This window comes from Streptomyces sp. NPDC006430, from assembly GCF_040612395.1.
In the GTDB taxonomy this organism is placed as follows: Bacteria; Actinomycetota; Actinomycetes; order Streptomycetales; family Streptomycetaceae; genus Streptomyces.
The window spans coordinates 180,890-194,581 of sequence record NZ_JBEXQA010000005.1 but is presented as its reverse complement, the minus strand read 5'-3'; the positions used below and the strand labels follow the sequence as shown (position 1 = coordinate 194,581).

General features: G+C 70.7%; 13 protein-coding genes and 2 tRNA genes. 14 read left to right on the top strand and 1 reads right to left on the bottom strand.

Annotation, left to right across the window (positions count from 1 at the left end; genetic code table 11):
* Positions 1-74: 74 nt before the first annotated feature.
* From ABZZ20_RS10710 to ABZZ20_RS10695, 4 genes are all read left to right on the top strand, one after another.
* Complete coding sequence (locus ABZZ20_RS10710; RefSeq protein ID WP_356869146.1) at positions 75-470, top strand: hypothetical protein; 396 nt, start codon at positions 75-77, stop codon at positions 468-470.
* Positions 471-596: 126 nt separating this feature from the next.
* Positions 597-1,874 (top strand): glutamate-5-semialdehyde dehydrogenase, encoded by a 1,278-nt coding sequence (locus ABZZ20_RS10705; protein ID WP_356868932.1) that lies wholly within the window; start codon positions 597-599, stop codon positions 1,872-1,874.
* A gap of 76 nt (positions 1,875-1,950) precedes the next feature.
* A complete protein-coding gene (locus tag ABZZ20_RS10700) occupies positions 1,951-2,502 on the top strand; it encodes a hypothetical protein (RefSeq protein ID WP_356868930.1) in 552 nt (183 codons plus the stop codon).
* Between the two features lie 68 nt (positions 2,503-2,570).
* Complete coding sequence (locus ABZZ20_RS10695) at positions 2,571-3,716, top strand: hypothetical protein (RefSeq protein WP_356868928.1); 1,146 nt, start codon at positions 2,571-2,573, stop codon at positions 3,714-3,716.
* On the opposite strand, the gene ABZZ20_RS10690 is transcribed toward ABZZ20_RS10695, so the two are convergent.
* Positions 3,700-4,815 (bottom strand): M48 family metallopeptidase, encoded by a 1,116-nt coding sequence (locus tag ABZZ20_RS10690; protein ID WP_356868926.1) that lies wholly within the window; start codon positions 4,813-4,815, stop codon positions 3,700-3,702. The genes ABZZ20_RS10695 and ABZZ20_RS10690 overlap by 17 nt on opposite strands.
* 139 nt (positions 4,816-4,954) lie before the next feature.
* On the opposite strand from ABZZ20_RS10690, the gene ABZZ20_RS10685 reads away from it, so the two are divergent.
* The 10 genes from ABZZ20_RS10685 to ABZZ20_RS10640 all read left to right on the top strand — a co-directional run bounded on the left by ABZZ20_RS10685 (position 4,955) and on the right by ABZZ20_RS10640 (position 13,537).
* Entirely contained in the window at positions 4,955-5,122 is a 168-nt protein-coding gene (locus ABZZ20_RS10685; RefSeq protein ID WP_356868924.1) for a hypothetical protein, read from the top strand.
* A gap of 68 nt (positions 5,123-5,190) precedes the next feature.
* Positions 5,191-5,808 carry a nicotinate-nucleotide adenylyltransferase gene (gene nadD, locus ABZZ20_RS10680; RefSeq protein WP_356868922.1) on the top strand — a complete coding sequence of 206 codons (618 nt, stop codon included), beginning with the start codon at positions 5,191-5,193 and terminating at the stop codon, positions 5,806-5,808.
* A 24-nt stretch (positions 5,809-5,832) separates the two neighbouring features.
* Complete coding sequence (locus ABZZ20_RS10675) at positions 5,833-7,506, top strand: LytR C-terminal domain-containing protein (protein WP_356868920.1); 1,674 nt, start codon at positions 5,833-5,835, stop codon at positions 7,504-7,506.
* 133 nt (positions 7,507-7,639) lie between these two features.
* Positions 7,640-8,086, top strand: a complete 447-nt coding sequence (gene rsfS, locus ABZZ20_RS10670) for a ribosome silencing factor (RefSeq protein WP_356868918.1) — start codon at positions 7,640-7,642, stop codon at positions 8,084-8,086.
* Entirely contained in the window at positions 8,083-8,766 is a 684-nt protein-coding gene (locus tag ABZZ20_RS10665) for a histidine phosphatase family protein (protein WP_356869144.1), read from the top strand. The genes rsfS and ABZZ20_RS10665 overlap by 4 nt, the downstream gene beginning before the upstream one ends.
* 112 nt (positions 8,767-8,878) lie before the next feature.
* Positions 8,879-8,951: transfer RNA gene (locus ABZZ20_RS10660), tRNA-Ala, on the top strand.
* A 143-nt stretch (positions 8,952-9,094) separates the two neighbouring features.
* The gene (locus tag ABZZ20_RS10655; protein ID WP_112446589.1) at positions 9,095-9,328 is read left to right on the top strand and encodes a hypothetical protein; all 234 of its coding nucleotides are present in this window, start codon (positions 9,095-9,097) and stop codon (positions 9,326-9,328) included.
* Between the two features lie 149 nt (positions 9,329-9,477).
* Positions 9,478-9,550, top strand: a tRNA-Ala gene (locus ABZZ20_RS10650).
* Positions 9,551-9,798: 248 nt separating this feature from the next.
* On the top strand, positions 9,799-12,684 hold the full coding sequence (gene leuS, locus ABZZ20_RS10645; RefSeq protein ID WP_356868916.1) for a leucine--tRNA ligase: 2,886 nt from the start codon (positions 9,799-9,801) through the stop codon (positions 12,682-12,684).
* 124 nt (positions 12,685-12,808) lie between these two features.
* The gene (locus ABZZ20_RS10640) at positions 12,809-13,537 is read left to right on the top strand and encodes a hypothetical protein (protein ID WP_356868913.1); all 729 of its coding nucleotides are present in this window, start codon (positions 12,809-12,811) and stop codon (positions 13,535-13,537) included.
* Positions 13,538-13,692: the final 155 nt, after the last annotated feature.

Sequence of the window (13,692 nt, the reverse complement as noted above, 5' to 3'; positions counted from 1 at the left end):
AAACCGCCGCGCGGCGGCCCGGGGACTGGTCAACTGTGAAAGGCGGACAAGCGCGTGGCGCAGACAGGAGGCGGCTGGTGAGACGAGCGCTGACCAGCATCAACGGCGGCGGGGACGAGCAGGACGAAGCCTCCCGCCTGTGGCACGTCACCCTGAGCGTTTCGGGCAAGCCGGCGCCGCTGTCCGAGGTCCGGCGCGGGCTGGAACAACTGGCCCATGACCACCCCTTCCTGCTGACCAGCAGATATGCGGACGATCACGCGGAGATCCGGTACTGGGAGGAGGCCCGCGACCTGCATGACGCCGCGGCCGTCGCCCTGCGCCTATGGGGCGAACACCGCTCCACAGCGCAGCTCCCGCCGTGGGAGATCGTCGGCCTGGAGGTCATCGACCGCGCCACCTACCACCTCCGCGTGGCAGAGGGCTACGGCCCGCCCCCGGCCCACCCCGTCGGCGTCCACCCGTACTGAACCGCCGTGGCGGGCCCGGCGCGGGCACGTCCGCGAACCCGGTGACGGGAAGGGGCGCGAGGACGGCGGTGTCTCGCGGGCTGAAACCCCGACGGCCGGGGCGGAGCCGGGGACTACCCTGGGCGCATGACCTCGCTCGACGCCACCATCTCGCCCGTGATCGCCACTGCGCAAGCGGCCCGTACGGCCGCCGCGGCCATCGCCCCCCTCCCGCGGTCCGCCAAGGACACCGCACTCCTGGCCATCGCGGACGCCCTGGAGGCCCGTACGGCAGAGATCGTCGAGGCCAACGCCGTCGACACCGACAAGGCCCGCGCCGCCGGCACCAGCGAGACCGTCATCGACCGCCTCACCCTCACCCCGGAGCGCGTCCGCGCCATCGCCTCCGACGTGCGTGACGTCGCCGCCCTCCCCGACCCCGTCGGCGAGGTCGTCCGCGGCTCGACCCTCCCCAACGGCATCGACCTCCGCCAGATCCGCGTTCCGCTCGGCGTCGTCGGCATCATCTACGAGGCCCGCCCCAACGTGACCGTCGACGCCGCGGCCCTCTGCCTCAAGTCCGGCAACGCGGTCCTCCTGCGCGGCAGCTCCTCCGCCTATGCCTCCAACACCGCCCTCGTCGCGATCCTGCGTGACGCCGTCGAGAGCACGGGCCTGCCCGCCGACGCGATCCAGCTGGTCCCCGGCGAGTCCCGCGACTCCGTCCGCGAGCTGATGCGTGCCCGCGGTCTCGTCGACGTCCTCATCCCGCGCGGCGGTGCCTCCCTCATCAAGACCGTCGTCGAGGAGTCCATCGTTCCGGTCATCGAGACCGGTACCGGCAACTGCCACGTCTACGTGGACGCCCAGGCCGACCTCGACATGGCCGTGCAGATCCTCATCAACTCCAAGGCCCAGCGGCCCTCCGTCTGCAACTCCGCCGAGACGCTCCTCGTCCACCGCGACATCGCGGACGCCTTCCTGCCGCGCGCCCTCGACGCCCTCGCCGACGCCGGCGTGACCGTCCACGGCGACGACCGCGTCCTGGCCGCCGCCGAGAACTCCAAGGTGACCGCGCTCCCCGCCACCGACGAGGACTGGGCCGCCGAGTACCTCTCCTACGACATCGCCGCCGGCGTCGTGGACTCCCTCGACGACGCCGTCGCCCACATCCGCCGCTGGACTTCCGGCCACACCGAGGCGATCGTCACCACCTCGCAGGCCGCCGCCCGCCGCTTCACCCAACTGGTCGACTCGACCACGGTCGCCGTAAACGCCTCCACCCGGTTCACGGACGGTGGTCAGTTCGGCTTCGGTGCCGAAATCGGCATCTCCACGCAGAAGCTGCACGCCCGGGGCCCGATGGGCCTTCCCGAGCTCACCTCCACGAAGTACATCGTCACCGGCGACGGTCACGTTCGGTAGTCGAGGGGCGAACGCCGTGTGGCCGGATTTGGCGCACACCCTGCCCAAAGCAGTCCCCCAGGTCTAGGCTGTTGCTGTGCCGGACGACGTGGGGGGCAAGTTCCCGGACGACGGGGAGCCCGACGACGACCGCGGAGGCGCGGATCAGGACTTCGCCTCCGTGGTGTTCGACGAGGACTTCGTCCGGAGCGCCGAGATCCATGAACCGAGCGCCGCGGAGCGCCAGCGGGCCGCCGACCGGGCGCGCGCGGAGGCGGAAGCCGCCCGCGCCGTCACCGGCGGCTGGACGTCCGAAGAGGACTACGACGGCTACGGCTACGGCCGCCCCGACGGGTACGGCATCGACGAACCCGGCTGGGAGCACGGCTACGGCCACCGCTACGACGAAGGCCCGTACGGCGCCTACGGCGGCGCCCTGCGCCCCTACCGGGGCCGCTCGCCCTGGCTGCGTCCTGTCGCCTGGGTACTCGCCTTAGTGATGGGCCTCGGCATGATCGCCCTCGCCTTCAGCGCCGTCTACCGCAGCGCTTCGAGCGACGCCGACCACACTCCCGCCCCCGCCAGCACCCCGCTGATGGAAGTCACCGGCGCCGGAGCGTTTATGTACCCCGCCAGCCGCCAACCCTGAAGGTACGACCCCACTCGCGTTCGCCGGAGCTGGGGGCTTCTCTGAAGCGGGGACAGCGGGGAGAAGCAATGGCCGTGCCAGGAGATCCACCCGACGGCACCCCCGAGGGCATCGGCGGGGGCGACGAAGAGTTCCGGTCGGACGAGTACCGGTCGGTGGTGTTCGACGAGGACTTCGTCCGGGCTGCCCGGATACAGGAGTACTCCGCCCAGGAACGGATGGGCGAGCACGCGCGGGCCGTTCGCAGCCGTTCCCTGTGGTCCGCCGGCGGTTCCGTGCGACCCCGGACCAGCACCCCCGGCCGAGGAGCCCGGCAGGGCATGCTCCTCGTGCTGCTCATCGCCGTGGCCTTCGCGGCGGCCGTCTACATGGGGCTGAGCAACCCGGCCGTACCCCCGTCCGCCGGCCGGACCGAGCCGCTCGGCAGCACGGTCGTGCCCCTCGCGCCCACCACCGTGGTACCCGGCGGGCGGCCCGTCGACCTGTACGAGAAGAGCCCGGCGGCCGAATACCGCGTCGGAGCGGCCGGGATCGCCCTGCCGGCGGTCCACCGCACCCACCACTTCACCGACGGGCAGGTCGTCACCGCGCTGTCCATCGCCAAGGACTACCTGGTGCAGTCCTCGCTGGATCCGGACGTCCTGGCCGGTACCGCCACCCGCCCCGTGCGGGTCCTGCTCGACCCCGACCAGCTGGCGCAGTTCGACCGCAGCATGACCTCGCCCTCGGGCGACGGGCGCCACGCGGCCACCGGCTGGCTGGTCCGTTTCGACCCTGGCACGGCCGTCGTGGCCGACACCCGGGTCCGGGTGAGCGGAACCCTCGCTTTCGAGGAGGTCTCGGCGGACGTCCTCGAAGTGACCACCGACCACACCTTCGTGTACGCCGTGCGCGCCGCCACCGGCTCCCCGGCCGCGGCCGACGGAGCCTCGCTCTTCACCGTCCGGCGCGAGCTGCGGCTGCGTTTCGACCGGGACGATCTGGAGGCCCGGCGCGCGGAGCTGGTCACGGCCTACGTGATGGCCGGACCGCAGGACTGCTCCACCGAGCCGGCCGAAGGCTTCCGCCCGGTCCTGGCCGGAGCCGGGCCGACCACGGTCGGCCCGGCCGCGAGCGATCCGTACGCCAGCGGCAATCCGAGGCGCACCGCCGGGCTGTGCGGCGTACTCGCGACCCCGTCCGCCGCGACCACCTCCGTCAGTCCTGCTCCGTAGCTCCGCCACCCTTGTGCTCGGTGCCCGTGCTCGTGCCGGTGCCGCCGGCTCGGTCCGAGCCGCTCGCTGCGCCGCCCGCCGCGCCCGCGAACTTGTCCCGCAGCCTGCTGCCCACGTCGGCCGCGCCGCCCGCGATGTCGCCGACCAGCTTGAACAACGGGTCCTTGCTGCTGCGCACCGTGTCCGCGTAGTGCGAGGCCGACTCCCGGAAGGAGTCCGTCACCGAGGCGTCCTTGTCCTCGTCCCGCCGCGGGTAGTGGCCGTCCATGATCCGCTGGTAGTCCCGGTGCTGCGACCACTTCTTCAGCTCGGCCGCCCGGACCGTGGTGAAGGGATGCGTCCGCGGCAGGACGTTGAGGATCTTCAGGACGGAGTCGCGCAGATCGCCGCTCTCCTCGTACTCCTCGGCCTGGGCGAGGAAGGAGTCCACGTTCATCTCGTGCAGGTGGTTGCCGCCCGCGATCTTCATCAGACCCCGCATCGACGCCTGTACGTCCTGCCCCACCAGCAGCCCCGCCCGGTCCGCCGACAGTTCCGACTTGCGGAACCACTCCCGCAGCGCGGTCACGATCGCCATGATCGCCACAGTGCCCAGCGGGATCCACGCCACCCTGAGCGCCAGGTTCGTGAGGAAGAGCAGCACCGTGCGGTACACGGCGTGGCCCGACAGCGCGTGGCCCACCTCGTGGCCCACGACCGCCCGCATCTCCTCCTCGTCCAGCAGCTCGACCAGGCCCGTGGTCACCACGATGATCGGCTCGTCCAGCCCGATGCACATGGCGTTCGGCTTCGGGTCCTGCTGCACGTACATCTGCGGGACCTTCTCCAGGTCCAGGATGTAACAGGCGTCCCGGAGCATCGCGTACAGGTGCGTGAACTGCGTCTCGCCCACCCGCACGGAGTCCGACAGGAACAGCAGCCGCAGGCTGCGCTCCGGAAGCAGCCCGCTCAGGGCCTTGAACACGGTGTCGAACCCGCTCAGCTTCCGCAGCGCAACCAGGGCGGAGCGGTCCGCCGGATGCTCGTACGCCCGAGACGAAATGCCGGGGAACCTCCTGCGGTCCCGCGCCGGCGCCTTCTCGAATCCCGGCTGCGTCATAACGCCCTCCCCCTTGATCGGCCCTCTGGCTCTGCGTCTATCCTCTCCAACGCCTGAGTCGGCGTGAGCGTGCCCAGGCCCCCGCATACGATGTGAGCGAAGTCTCCGCCCGCTCCCCGACTCGATAGGTATCTGCCTGATGAGCCTCTCCTCCACCGCCCACAACCTGGTCGTTCTCGCATCGGAGGGCGCCGAGCAGAACGGCGGCAACCACGACAGCCTCAACCCCTACCTGACCGGTGGCGGCGCGCTCCTCATCCTGCTGCTGATGCTCTGGGTGACCACGCGCCTGAACCGCGACCGCTGAGCCGCGCTCGCGCACACGCTCGAAGGGCGGGTCCGCGCCGCTCCGCCGGGCCAGTAGGCTCTGCGCTCATGGGAGAGCAGGAAGTGCCTACCGGCCCGGTCAAGCGCCGGCTCGGCGTGATGGGCGGGACGTTCGACCCGATCCACCACGGACACCTGGTGGCCGCCAGCGAAGTGGCCGCCCTATTCCACCTCGACGAGGTGGTGTTCGTACCGACCGGCCAGCCGTGGCAGAAGTCGCAGCGCGCCGTGTCCCCCGCCGAGGACCGCTACCTGATGACGGTCATCGCGACGGCCTCGAACCCCCAGTTCTCGGTGAGCCGGATCGACATCGACCGCGGCGGGCCGACGTACACGATCGACACCCTGCGTGATCTGAGCGCGCTCAACAAAGACGCCGACCTGTTCTTCATCACCGGTGCGGACGCCCTCGCGCAGATCCTGACCTGGCGGAACGCCGCCGAGCTCTTCTCGCTCGCCCACTTCATCGGAGTCACCCGGCCGGGCCACGTGCTCACCGACGACGGACTCCCCGAGGGCGGCGTCTCCCTGGTCGAGGTGCCCGCGCTCGCGATTTCGTCCACGGACTGCCGCACACGGGTCGCCCAGGGGGATCCTGTCTGGTATTTGGTGCCCGACGGTGTGGTGCGCTACATCGACAAGCGTGAGCTGTACCGGGGAGCCTGAGCTTCCGGAGAGAGGGGCCCCGCGGTGAACGACCGACAGGAGCCGTACGACCCGTACGCCGCCCAGGAGCAGCAGCTCATCGGCTACGACGCGTACGGGCAGCCGGTGTACGGCCAGGTGTCCGCGCGGCCCGCCGCCGAGCCCGCTCCCGGGCAGCAGTACGAGCAGCAGTACGGGTACGACTACCAGGACTACGGACGGCAGCAGCCGTACTACCCGCAGCAGCCGGCCGCTCCCCAGTACGGGCAGCAGGAGTACCACCAGGCCCCGTCCTACGGCTACGACCCCCAGTACACGCAGCAGGCCCAGCAGGCCCAGCAGGCCCAGCAGTGGATTCCGCAACAGGCCGCCCCGGAACCCCCCGCCCCCGTGGCGGACCCGCCGCGCCCCGCCCCGGTCCCCGAGCCGCGCCGGGCCGAGGACGAGGAGTCCGCACCGGACTACCGCACCGAACAGTTCGCGTTCATCGACCAGCCGGACGAGGACTCCGAGGACGTCATCGACTGGCTCAAGTTCACCGAGAGCCGGACCGAACGCCGCGAGGAGGCCCGCCGCCGGGGCCGCAACCGGGTCGTCGCCCTGATCGTCGTCCTCGCCCTCTTCGTCGTGGGCGGCGCCGGCTACCTCTGGTACGCGGGCAAGCTTCCGTTCCTCGACGGCCCCGGGCAGAAGAAGGACGCCGCGGCAGCCGCCGGACCGCAGAAGCGGGACGTGATCGTCATCCACCTGCACAACACCAAGAAGGGCGGCACCTCCACGGCGCTGCTCGTCGACAACGTCACGACCAAGAAGGGCGCCACCGTCCTGGTGCCGAACTCGCTCGGCGTGCCGAAGGACGACGGCACCGGCACCGTCCTCGGCAAGGCGGTCGAGGAGGGCGGTCTGGGCGTCCGGGACTCCCTCGACTCGGTGCTCGGCACCCACATCGGCGGCACCTGGCGCCTGGACACCCCCTTCCTGGAGAACCTGGTTGAGCTGGTCGGCGGCATCGAGATCGACACCGACACCGCGGTCCCGGCCGACGAAGCCGCCAAGATCCCGGCCGTGTCCCAGGGCCAGAAGCAGCACCTCAGCGGCGCGATGGCCGTCTCGTACGCCACCTACCGCGCCCAGGGCGAGCCCGACGCGAAGCAGTTGGACCGCTTCGGCAAGGTGCTGTACGGGACCCTGCGCAAGATCCCCGGCGACCCGAAGTCGGCGGCCGTCACCGTCGAGAGCATGGGCCAGATCCTCGACCCCTCCCTGAACGCGCAGACCCTCGGCACCCTGCTGGCCAAGCTCGGCGAGCACGCCAAGGAGGGCGCGTACCGCACCGACGTCCTCGGGGTGAAGCCGGACGGCACGCTCACCGACGACGCCAACAAGAACGTCGTCAAGGAGGTGCTCGGCGGCAGCTTCACCGCGTCCCAGGCCGGCACCGCGCCGCGGGTCGGCCTCAAGGACGCCACCGGTGACGAGAAGACGCAGGTCGCGGCCAAGGCGGCGCTGCTCAACGGCGGCTACACCTTCGTGGACGGCGGAAAGGCCGACAAGACCCAGCCCGCCACGCAGATCACGTACCAGGACGACGCGCAGCGGGCCAAGGCGGTCGAGGTCGCCAAGACGCTGGGGCTGCCGGAGACCGTGGTGAAGAAGGGCGAGAACGCAGTGAACGCGGACGTCGTGGTGACCCTGGGCAAGGACTACAAACCATCCTGACGCGGACCGGCCCTGCCCTGCGGTGGGGCCCTGCGGCCGGGCCCCGAGCCCGCGCGGGTCGCACCGCGCGGGCGGGGTCGGCGGTACATGAGACCCTTGTAAGGATCTGCCCGCCAACCCGAAAGCATGGCCAGTGACCGCCACGGACCGCTCCATCGAGCTCATTACCGCCGCCGCCCAGGCCGCGGCCGACCGGCTCGCGCACGACATCATCGCGTACGACGTCAGCGACGTGCTGTCGATCACCGACGCCTTCCTGCTCGCCTCGGCGCCCAACGACCGCCAGGTCAAGTCGATCGTCGACGAGATCGAGGAGCGCCTGCTCAAGGAGTGCGGCGCCAAGCCGGTGCGCCGCGAGGGCGACCGCGACGCCCGCTGGATCCTGCTCGACTACATCGACATCGTCGTCCACGTGCAGCACAGCGAGGAGCGGGTCTTCTACGCGCTGGAGCGCCTGTGGAAGGACTGCCCCGAGATCGAGCTGCCCGAGGACGCCAAGCTCACCAAGGGCAAGGCCGAGGAGCACGCCAAGCTGCGCGAGGCGGCGGGCGACGACGAACTGGACGGTGATCTGTTCTGAGCGCGAGTACGACCACCGGCGCCGGCACCGGCGCCGACAGGGGAACGTCCGACCGGAAGATCGTCCTGTGGCGGCACGGCCAGACCGCGTGGAACCTGGAGCGTCGTTTCCAGGGCTCCACGGACATCGAACTGACCGCGACGGGTGTGGCGCAGGCGCGCCGCGCCGCCCGACTGCTCGCCTCGCTGAAGCCGGACGCCATCGTGGCCTCCGACCTGCGGCGGGCCTCCGCCACGGCGGCCGAGCTGGCCTCCGTGACGGGCCTGCCCGTGGCACACGACGCCGCGCTGCGCGAGACGTACGCCGGTGAGTGGCAGGGCCTCACGCACGACGAGATCCTCGGGAAGTACGGCGAGCAGTACGCGGCGTGGAAGCGCGGCGAGCCCGTCCGCCGCGGCGGGGGCGAGTTGGAGACCGAGGTCGCCGACCGGGCGGCGCCGGTGGTGCTGGAGCACGCCGACCGGCTGCCCGAGGGCGGCACGCTCGTCGTGGTCAGCCACGGAGGGACCATCCGGACGACCATCGGCCGGCTGCTCGGGCTGGAGGCTCACTACTGGGAGGGCCTCGGCGGGCTCTCCAACTGCTGCTGGTCCGTCCTCGGCGAGGGCGCGCGCGGCTGGCGTCTGATGGAGCACAACGCCGGCACGCTGCCGGAACCGGTGCTCGGCGACGACGACTGAGCCCGCCTCAGGGCGGCTCCCACCCGGATTTCACTTTCCGGCTGGTCACAGGCTAGAGTTCTTCTTGTTCGCAGCGCGGAACGCCGGAAACGGGGGGAGCGCGGCGGAGAGCGGGGCTATAGCTCAGTTGGTAGAGCGCCTGCATGGCATGCAGGAGGTCAGGAGTTCAATTCTCCTTAGCTCCACAATCAGGATCCCGTCCCCAACAGGGGGCGGGATCCTTCCGTTTGTTCCTCCGGTCCTAGCTGACCTGCCCTACGTGCGCGTGGCAGAATCGGACGGCCGGAGGGGGAGTCGACGGCCCGACGCGGGAGGGAGTCGCTGACGGATGGGTGCACACCGGCGGCGGTGCGACTGGTGCAACAACGGCACGCCGATCGTGCGTGACATGGAACCGATCAACCCCGACTACCAGTACTGGTGCGAGGAATGCGCGCGGGCGCTGATCATAAAAGGCGACCCGATCGAGACGTACCGCGAGCTGGAGGGGGAGCCGATCTACGGCAGGCTGCTCGACGAACACTGCACGCTCAAGCGGTTCTACCAGTTCGCCCGGGCCTAGCGCGCGCGGAGCGGAACGGGGCGAATCGGGCAAACCCAAACGCGTGGAAACCGATTTTTGGACCTGGGCCACGAGCGTGTAATGTTCTCGATGTCGCCAGGGGGAACCGGCAAGGGAAACCTAGCAGGGGCCCGGCGGCAGAGAAGCAAGGGGCTATAGCTCAGTTGGTAGAGCGCCTGCATGGCATGCAGGAGGTCAGGAGTTCAATTCTCCTTAGCTCCACAGAAGAGAAGCGGGCCACCCGAGTCGGGTGGCCCGCTTCTCGTTGTGCGGAACGGCCGAGCGGCTGCCGGGACCGCTGCGGTACCCTGGCGCCATGCGTGCCGTACGCCTTCTGCTTACCGAGCCGCGCTGATCAGTGCCGACCCTTCGAGACGGTCGGTATCGGCGCGGCGCCCCCTCCTGTGCGAGGGGTTTTTTCGTTTGGGCAGGCAGAGACGGCAGAGTCGATCGATGGAGCTTCAGGAATCATGAGCGAGACGAACACCCCGGCCCCCGAGGCGGCCGAGGCGCACCGTTACACGGCTGTCATGGCCGCCGACATCGAGGCACGCTGGCAGGACGTATGGGACGCCGAGGGCACCTACGAGGCCCCGAACCCGACCGGTGACCTGGCCGGGGACGATTCCCCGCAGGCGGCGGTGGTCGTCGCGCGGCCCAAGAAGTTCATCATGGACATGTTCCCGTACCCGTCCGGTGCGGGCCTGCACGTCGGTCACCCGCTGGGGTACATCGCCACCGACGTCTTCGCCCGCCACCAGCGGATGACCGGCCACAACGTCCTGCACACCCTGGGCTTCGACGCCTTCGGCCTGCCGGCCGAGCAGTACGCCGTGCAGACCGGCACGCACCCGCGCGTCTCCACCGAGGCGAACATCGAGAACATGAAGGTCCAGCTGCGCCGGCTGGGCCTGGGCCACGACAAGCGCCGCTCGTTCGCCACGATCGACCCGGACTACTACAAGTGGACCCAGTGGATCTTCCTGCAGATCTACAACTCCTGGTACGACGCGGACGCGGCCAAGGCCCGTCCGATCGCCGAGCTGGTCGCCGCCTTCGAGGACGGCTCCCGCGAGGTTCCCGGCGACCGCGCCTGGGCCGAGCTGACCGCGGGCGAGCGCGCCGACGTACTGAACGAGCACCGGCTGGCGTACGCCTCGGACGCGCCCGTCAACTGGTGCCCCGGGCTGGGCACCGTACTGGCCAACGAGGAGGTCACCGCGGACGGCCGCTCCGAGCGCGGCAACTTCCCCGTCTTCAAGTCCAAGCTGAGCCAGTGGAACATGCGGATCACCGCGTACGCCGACCGGCTGCTGGACGACCTGGACGGGCTGGACTGGCCCGAGGCCATCAAGCTGCAGCAGCGGAACTGGATCGGACGCAGCGAGGGCGCGCGCGTCGACTTCGCGGTGGGCGAGCACGCCATCACCGTGTTCACCACGCGTCCCGACACCCTGTTCGGTGCCACGTACATGGTGCTGGCGCCCGAGCACGAACTGGTCGGGAAGATCGTCCCGGCCGAGTGGCCCGAGGGTACCCACCAGGTGTGGACCGGCGGCGCTGCGACCCCCGGCGAGGCCGTGGACGCGTACCGCAAGCAGGCCGCCGCGAAGTCGGACGTCGAGCGGCAGGCCGAGGCCAAGGACAAGACCGGTGTCTTCACCGGCGCTTACGCGACCAACCCGGTCAGCGGCGACCAGGTCCCCGTGTTCATCGCGGACTACGTGCTGATGGGCTACGGCACCGGCGCGATCATGGCCGTCCCGGCGCACGACAGTCGTGACTTCGAGTTCGCGCGCGCCTTCGAGCTGCCGATGCGCTGCGTCGTGGAGCCCTCGGACGACCGCGACGCCGACCCGGCCGAGTGGGACGACGCGTTCTCCTCGTACGACGGCACCATCGTGAACTCGACGGGCGAGGGCATCTCGCTGGACGGCCTGGGCGTCGTCGAGGCTAAGGCCGCGATCACGGCATGGCTGGCCGAGCAGGGCATCGGCGAGGGCACCGTCAACTTCCGCCTGCGTGACTGGCTGTTCAGCCGCCAGCGGTACTGGGGCGAGCCCTTCCCGATCGTCTACGACGAGGACGGCGTGGCACACGCCCTGCCCGAGTCGATGCTGCCGCTGGAACTGCCGGAGGTCGAGGACTACTCGCCGCGCACCTTCGAGCCGGACGACGCCACGTCGAAGCCGGAAACCCCGCTGTCGCGCAAGGCGGACTGGGTCGACGTCGAGCTGGACCTGGGCGACGGCCGCGGGGTGCGCCCGTACCGGCGCGAGACCAACACCATGCCCAACTGGGCCGGTTCCTGCTGGTACGAGCTGCGCTACCTGGACCCGCACAACAAGTCCAAGCTGGTGGACCCGGAGATCGAGCAGTACTGGATGGGGCCGCGCGAGGGCGCGCCGCACGGCGGCGTCGACCTGTACGTGGGCGGGGCCGAGCACGCGGTGCTGCACCTGCTGTACGCCCGCTTCTGGTCGAAGGTGCTGTTCGACCTGGGCCACGTCTCGTCGGCCGAGCCGTTCCACAAGCTGTTCAACCAGGGCATGATCCAGGCGTACGCGTACACCGACGCGCGCGGCGTGTACGTGCCCGCGGCCGAGGTCGAGGAGCGCGACGGCCGCTACTTTTACCAGGGCGAGCCGGTCAAGCGTGAGCACGGCAAGATGGGCAAGTCCCTGAAGAACGCCGTCACGCCGGACGAGATCTGCGAGGAGTACGGCGCGGACACCCTGCGCCTGTACGAGATGGCGATGGGGCCGCTGGACGTCTCGCGCCCGTGGGACACCCGGGCCGTGGTGGGCCAGTACCGGCTGCTGCAGCGCCTGTGGCGCAACATCGTGGACGAAGAGACGGGCGCGGTGAAGGTCGTCGACGCCGAGCCCGGCGAGGACACCCTGCGCGCGCTGCACAAGGCGATCGACGGGGCCGGCTCGGACATGGCGGGGCTGCGGTTCAACACCGCCATCGCCAAGATCACCGAGCTGAACAACACGCTGACCAAGGCGGGCCGCCCGCTGGAGCGATCGGTCGCGGAGCGGCTGGTCCTGCTGATCGCCCCGCTGGCCCCGCACATCGCGGAGGAGCTGTGGCACCGCCTGGGTCACACCGACTCGGTGGTCCACCAGGACTTCCCGGTCGCCGACCCGGCGTACGTCGTGGACGAGAGCGTCACGTGCGTCGTCCAGATCAAGGGCAAGGTCAAGGCGCGCCTGGAGGTGCCGCCGTCGATCTCCGAGGGTGACCTGGAGCAGCTGGCGCTGTCCGACGAGGCGGTCGTGGCGGCGCTGGACGGTGCCGAAATCCGCAAGGTGATCGTCCGTGCGCCGAAGCTGGTCAACATCGTCGTCTGAGGCGCCGTGCTCCGGATCTAGGGGTATTCCCGTACGGGCAGGTTGGGGGTTCGTCGGGAACCCCCAACCTGCCCGTGGCGTTTACGGTGGAGGGGAACGAAACGGCAGGGGAAGGGAGCCTCGGATGGAGGCGGGCGCGTTGATCATCATCTTGTCCCTGTTGGTGTTGTTCGCCTTCCTGGGGCTGGGCGTGTGGGCCACGGTGAAGGTGGTCGGTGCGGCGAAGCGGGGAGTGGACCGCACCCTCACGCAGGCCCGCCGTACCGTGGAGGACACAACGCTCAAGGCGAAGAGCTTTGGGCAGGTCGGGGTCGCCGGGGCCCTGGCGCAGCTGCGCCTGGACCTGCGGATGTCTATGCGGGCCACGCAGCAGGCGCTGCACGAGGGGGTCCGCACGGATGCCTCGCTGAAGGAGTCGATCGGGCTGTTCGAGCGGCTGAGTGCGCACGGGCGCGAACTGGACGACGAACTGAAGCGGCTGGAGCAGGAACCGGACCGGGCACGCACCGCCGCGAGCCTCCCCGACCTGCGGGAACGGACGGCCCGGCTCACCCAGGCGGCCGACTCGCTGCGCTGGGCCGCCCGCGACCGGGCGCGGCGCTTCGCGGAGGACGACCTGTCGGTGCTGTCGGCGCAGATCGAGGTCGAGTCCGGGGCGCTGCGGGACTGGTCCCGGGAACCGGGCCCGGTCGACGACCTGGCCGCGGCGGCAGCGGCGTGGGACGCACAGCAGCCGGCTCCGTCCGATCCTCCGGCGCGCGCCCCGCAGCCCGGGCCGGCCGCCCTGAACCCGTCGGCTCCGCCGACCCGCTACTCCTGGCAGAAGGCCCCCCGCCCGGAGACGACCACCTGAGCCGCCGGAGCCGGCCGGGCGAGCGGCGGAGCAGCCACCCCGTGCGCCCTTGACCCCCGGCGGGACGGACGTCGGGCAGGGTCTGCGCCCGCCTTTCCGTCCCCGATACCCGAAACCCGGCCCACCTCGAACCCTGGCGGGGACGGGCGAGTGCC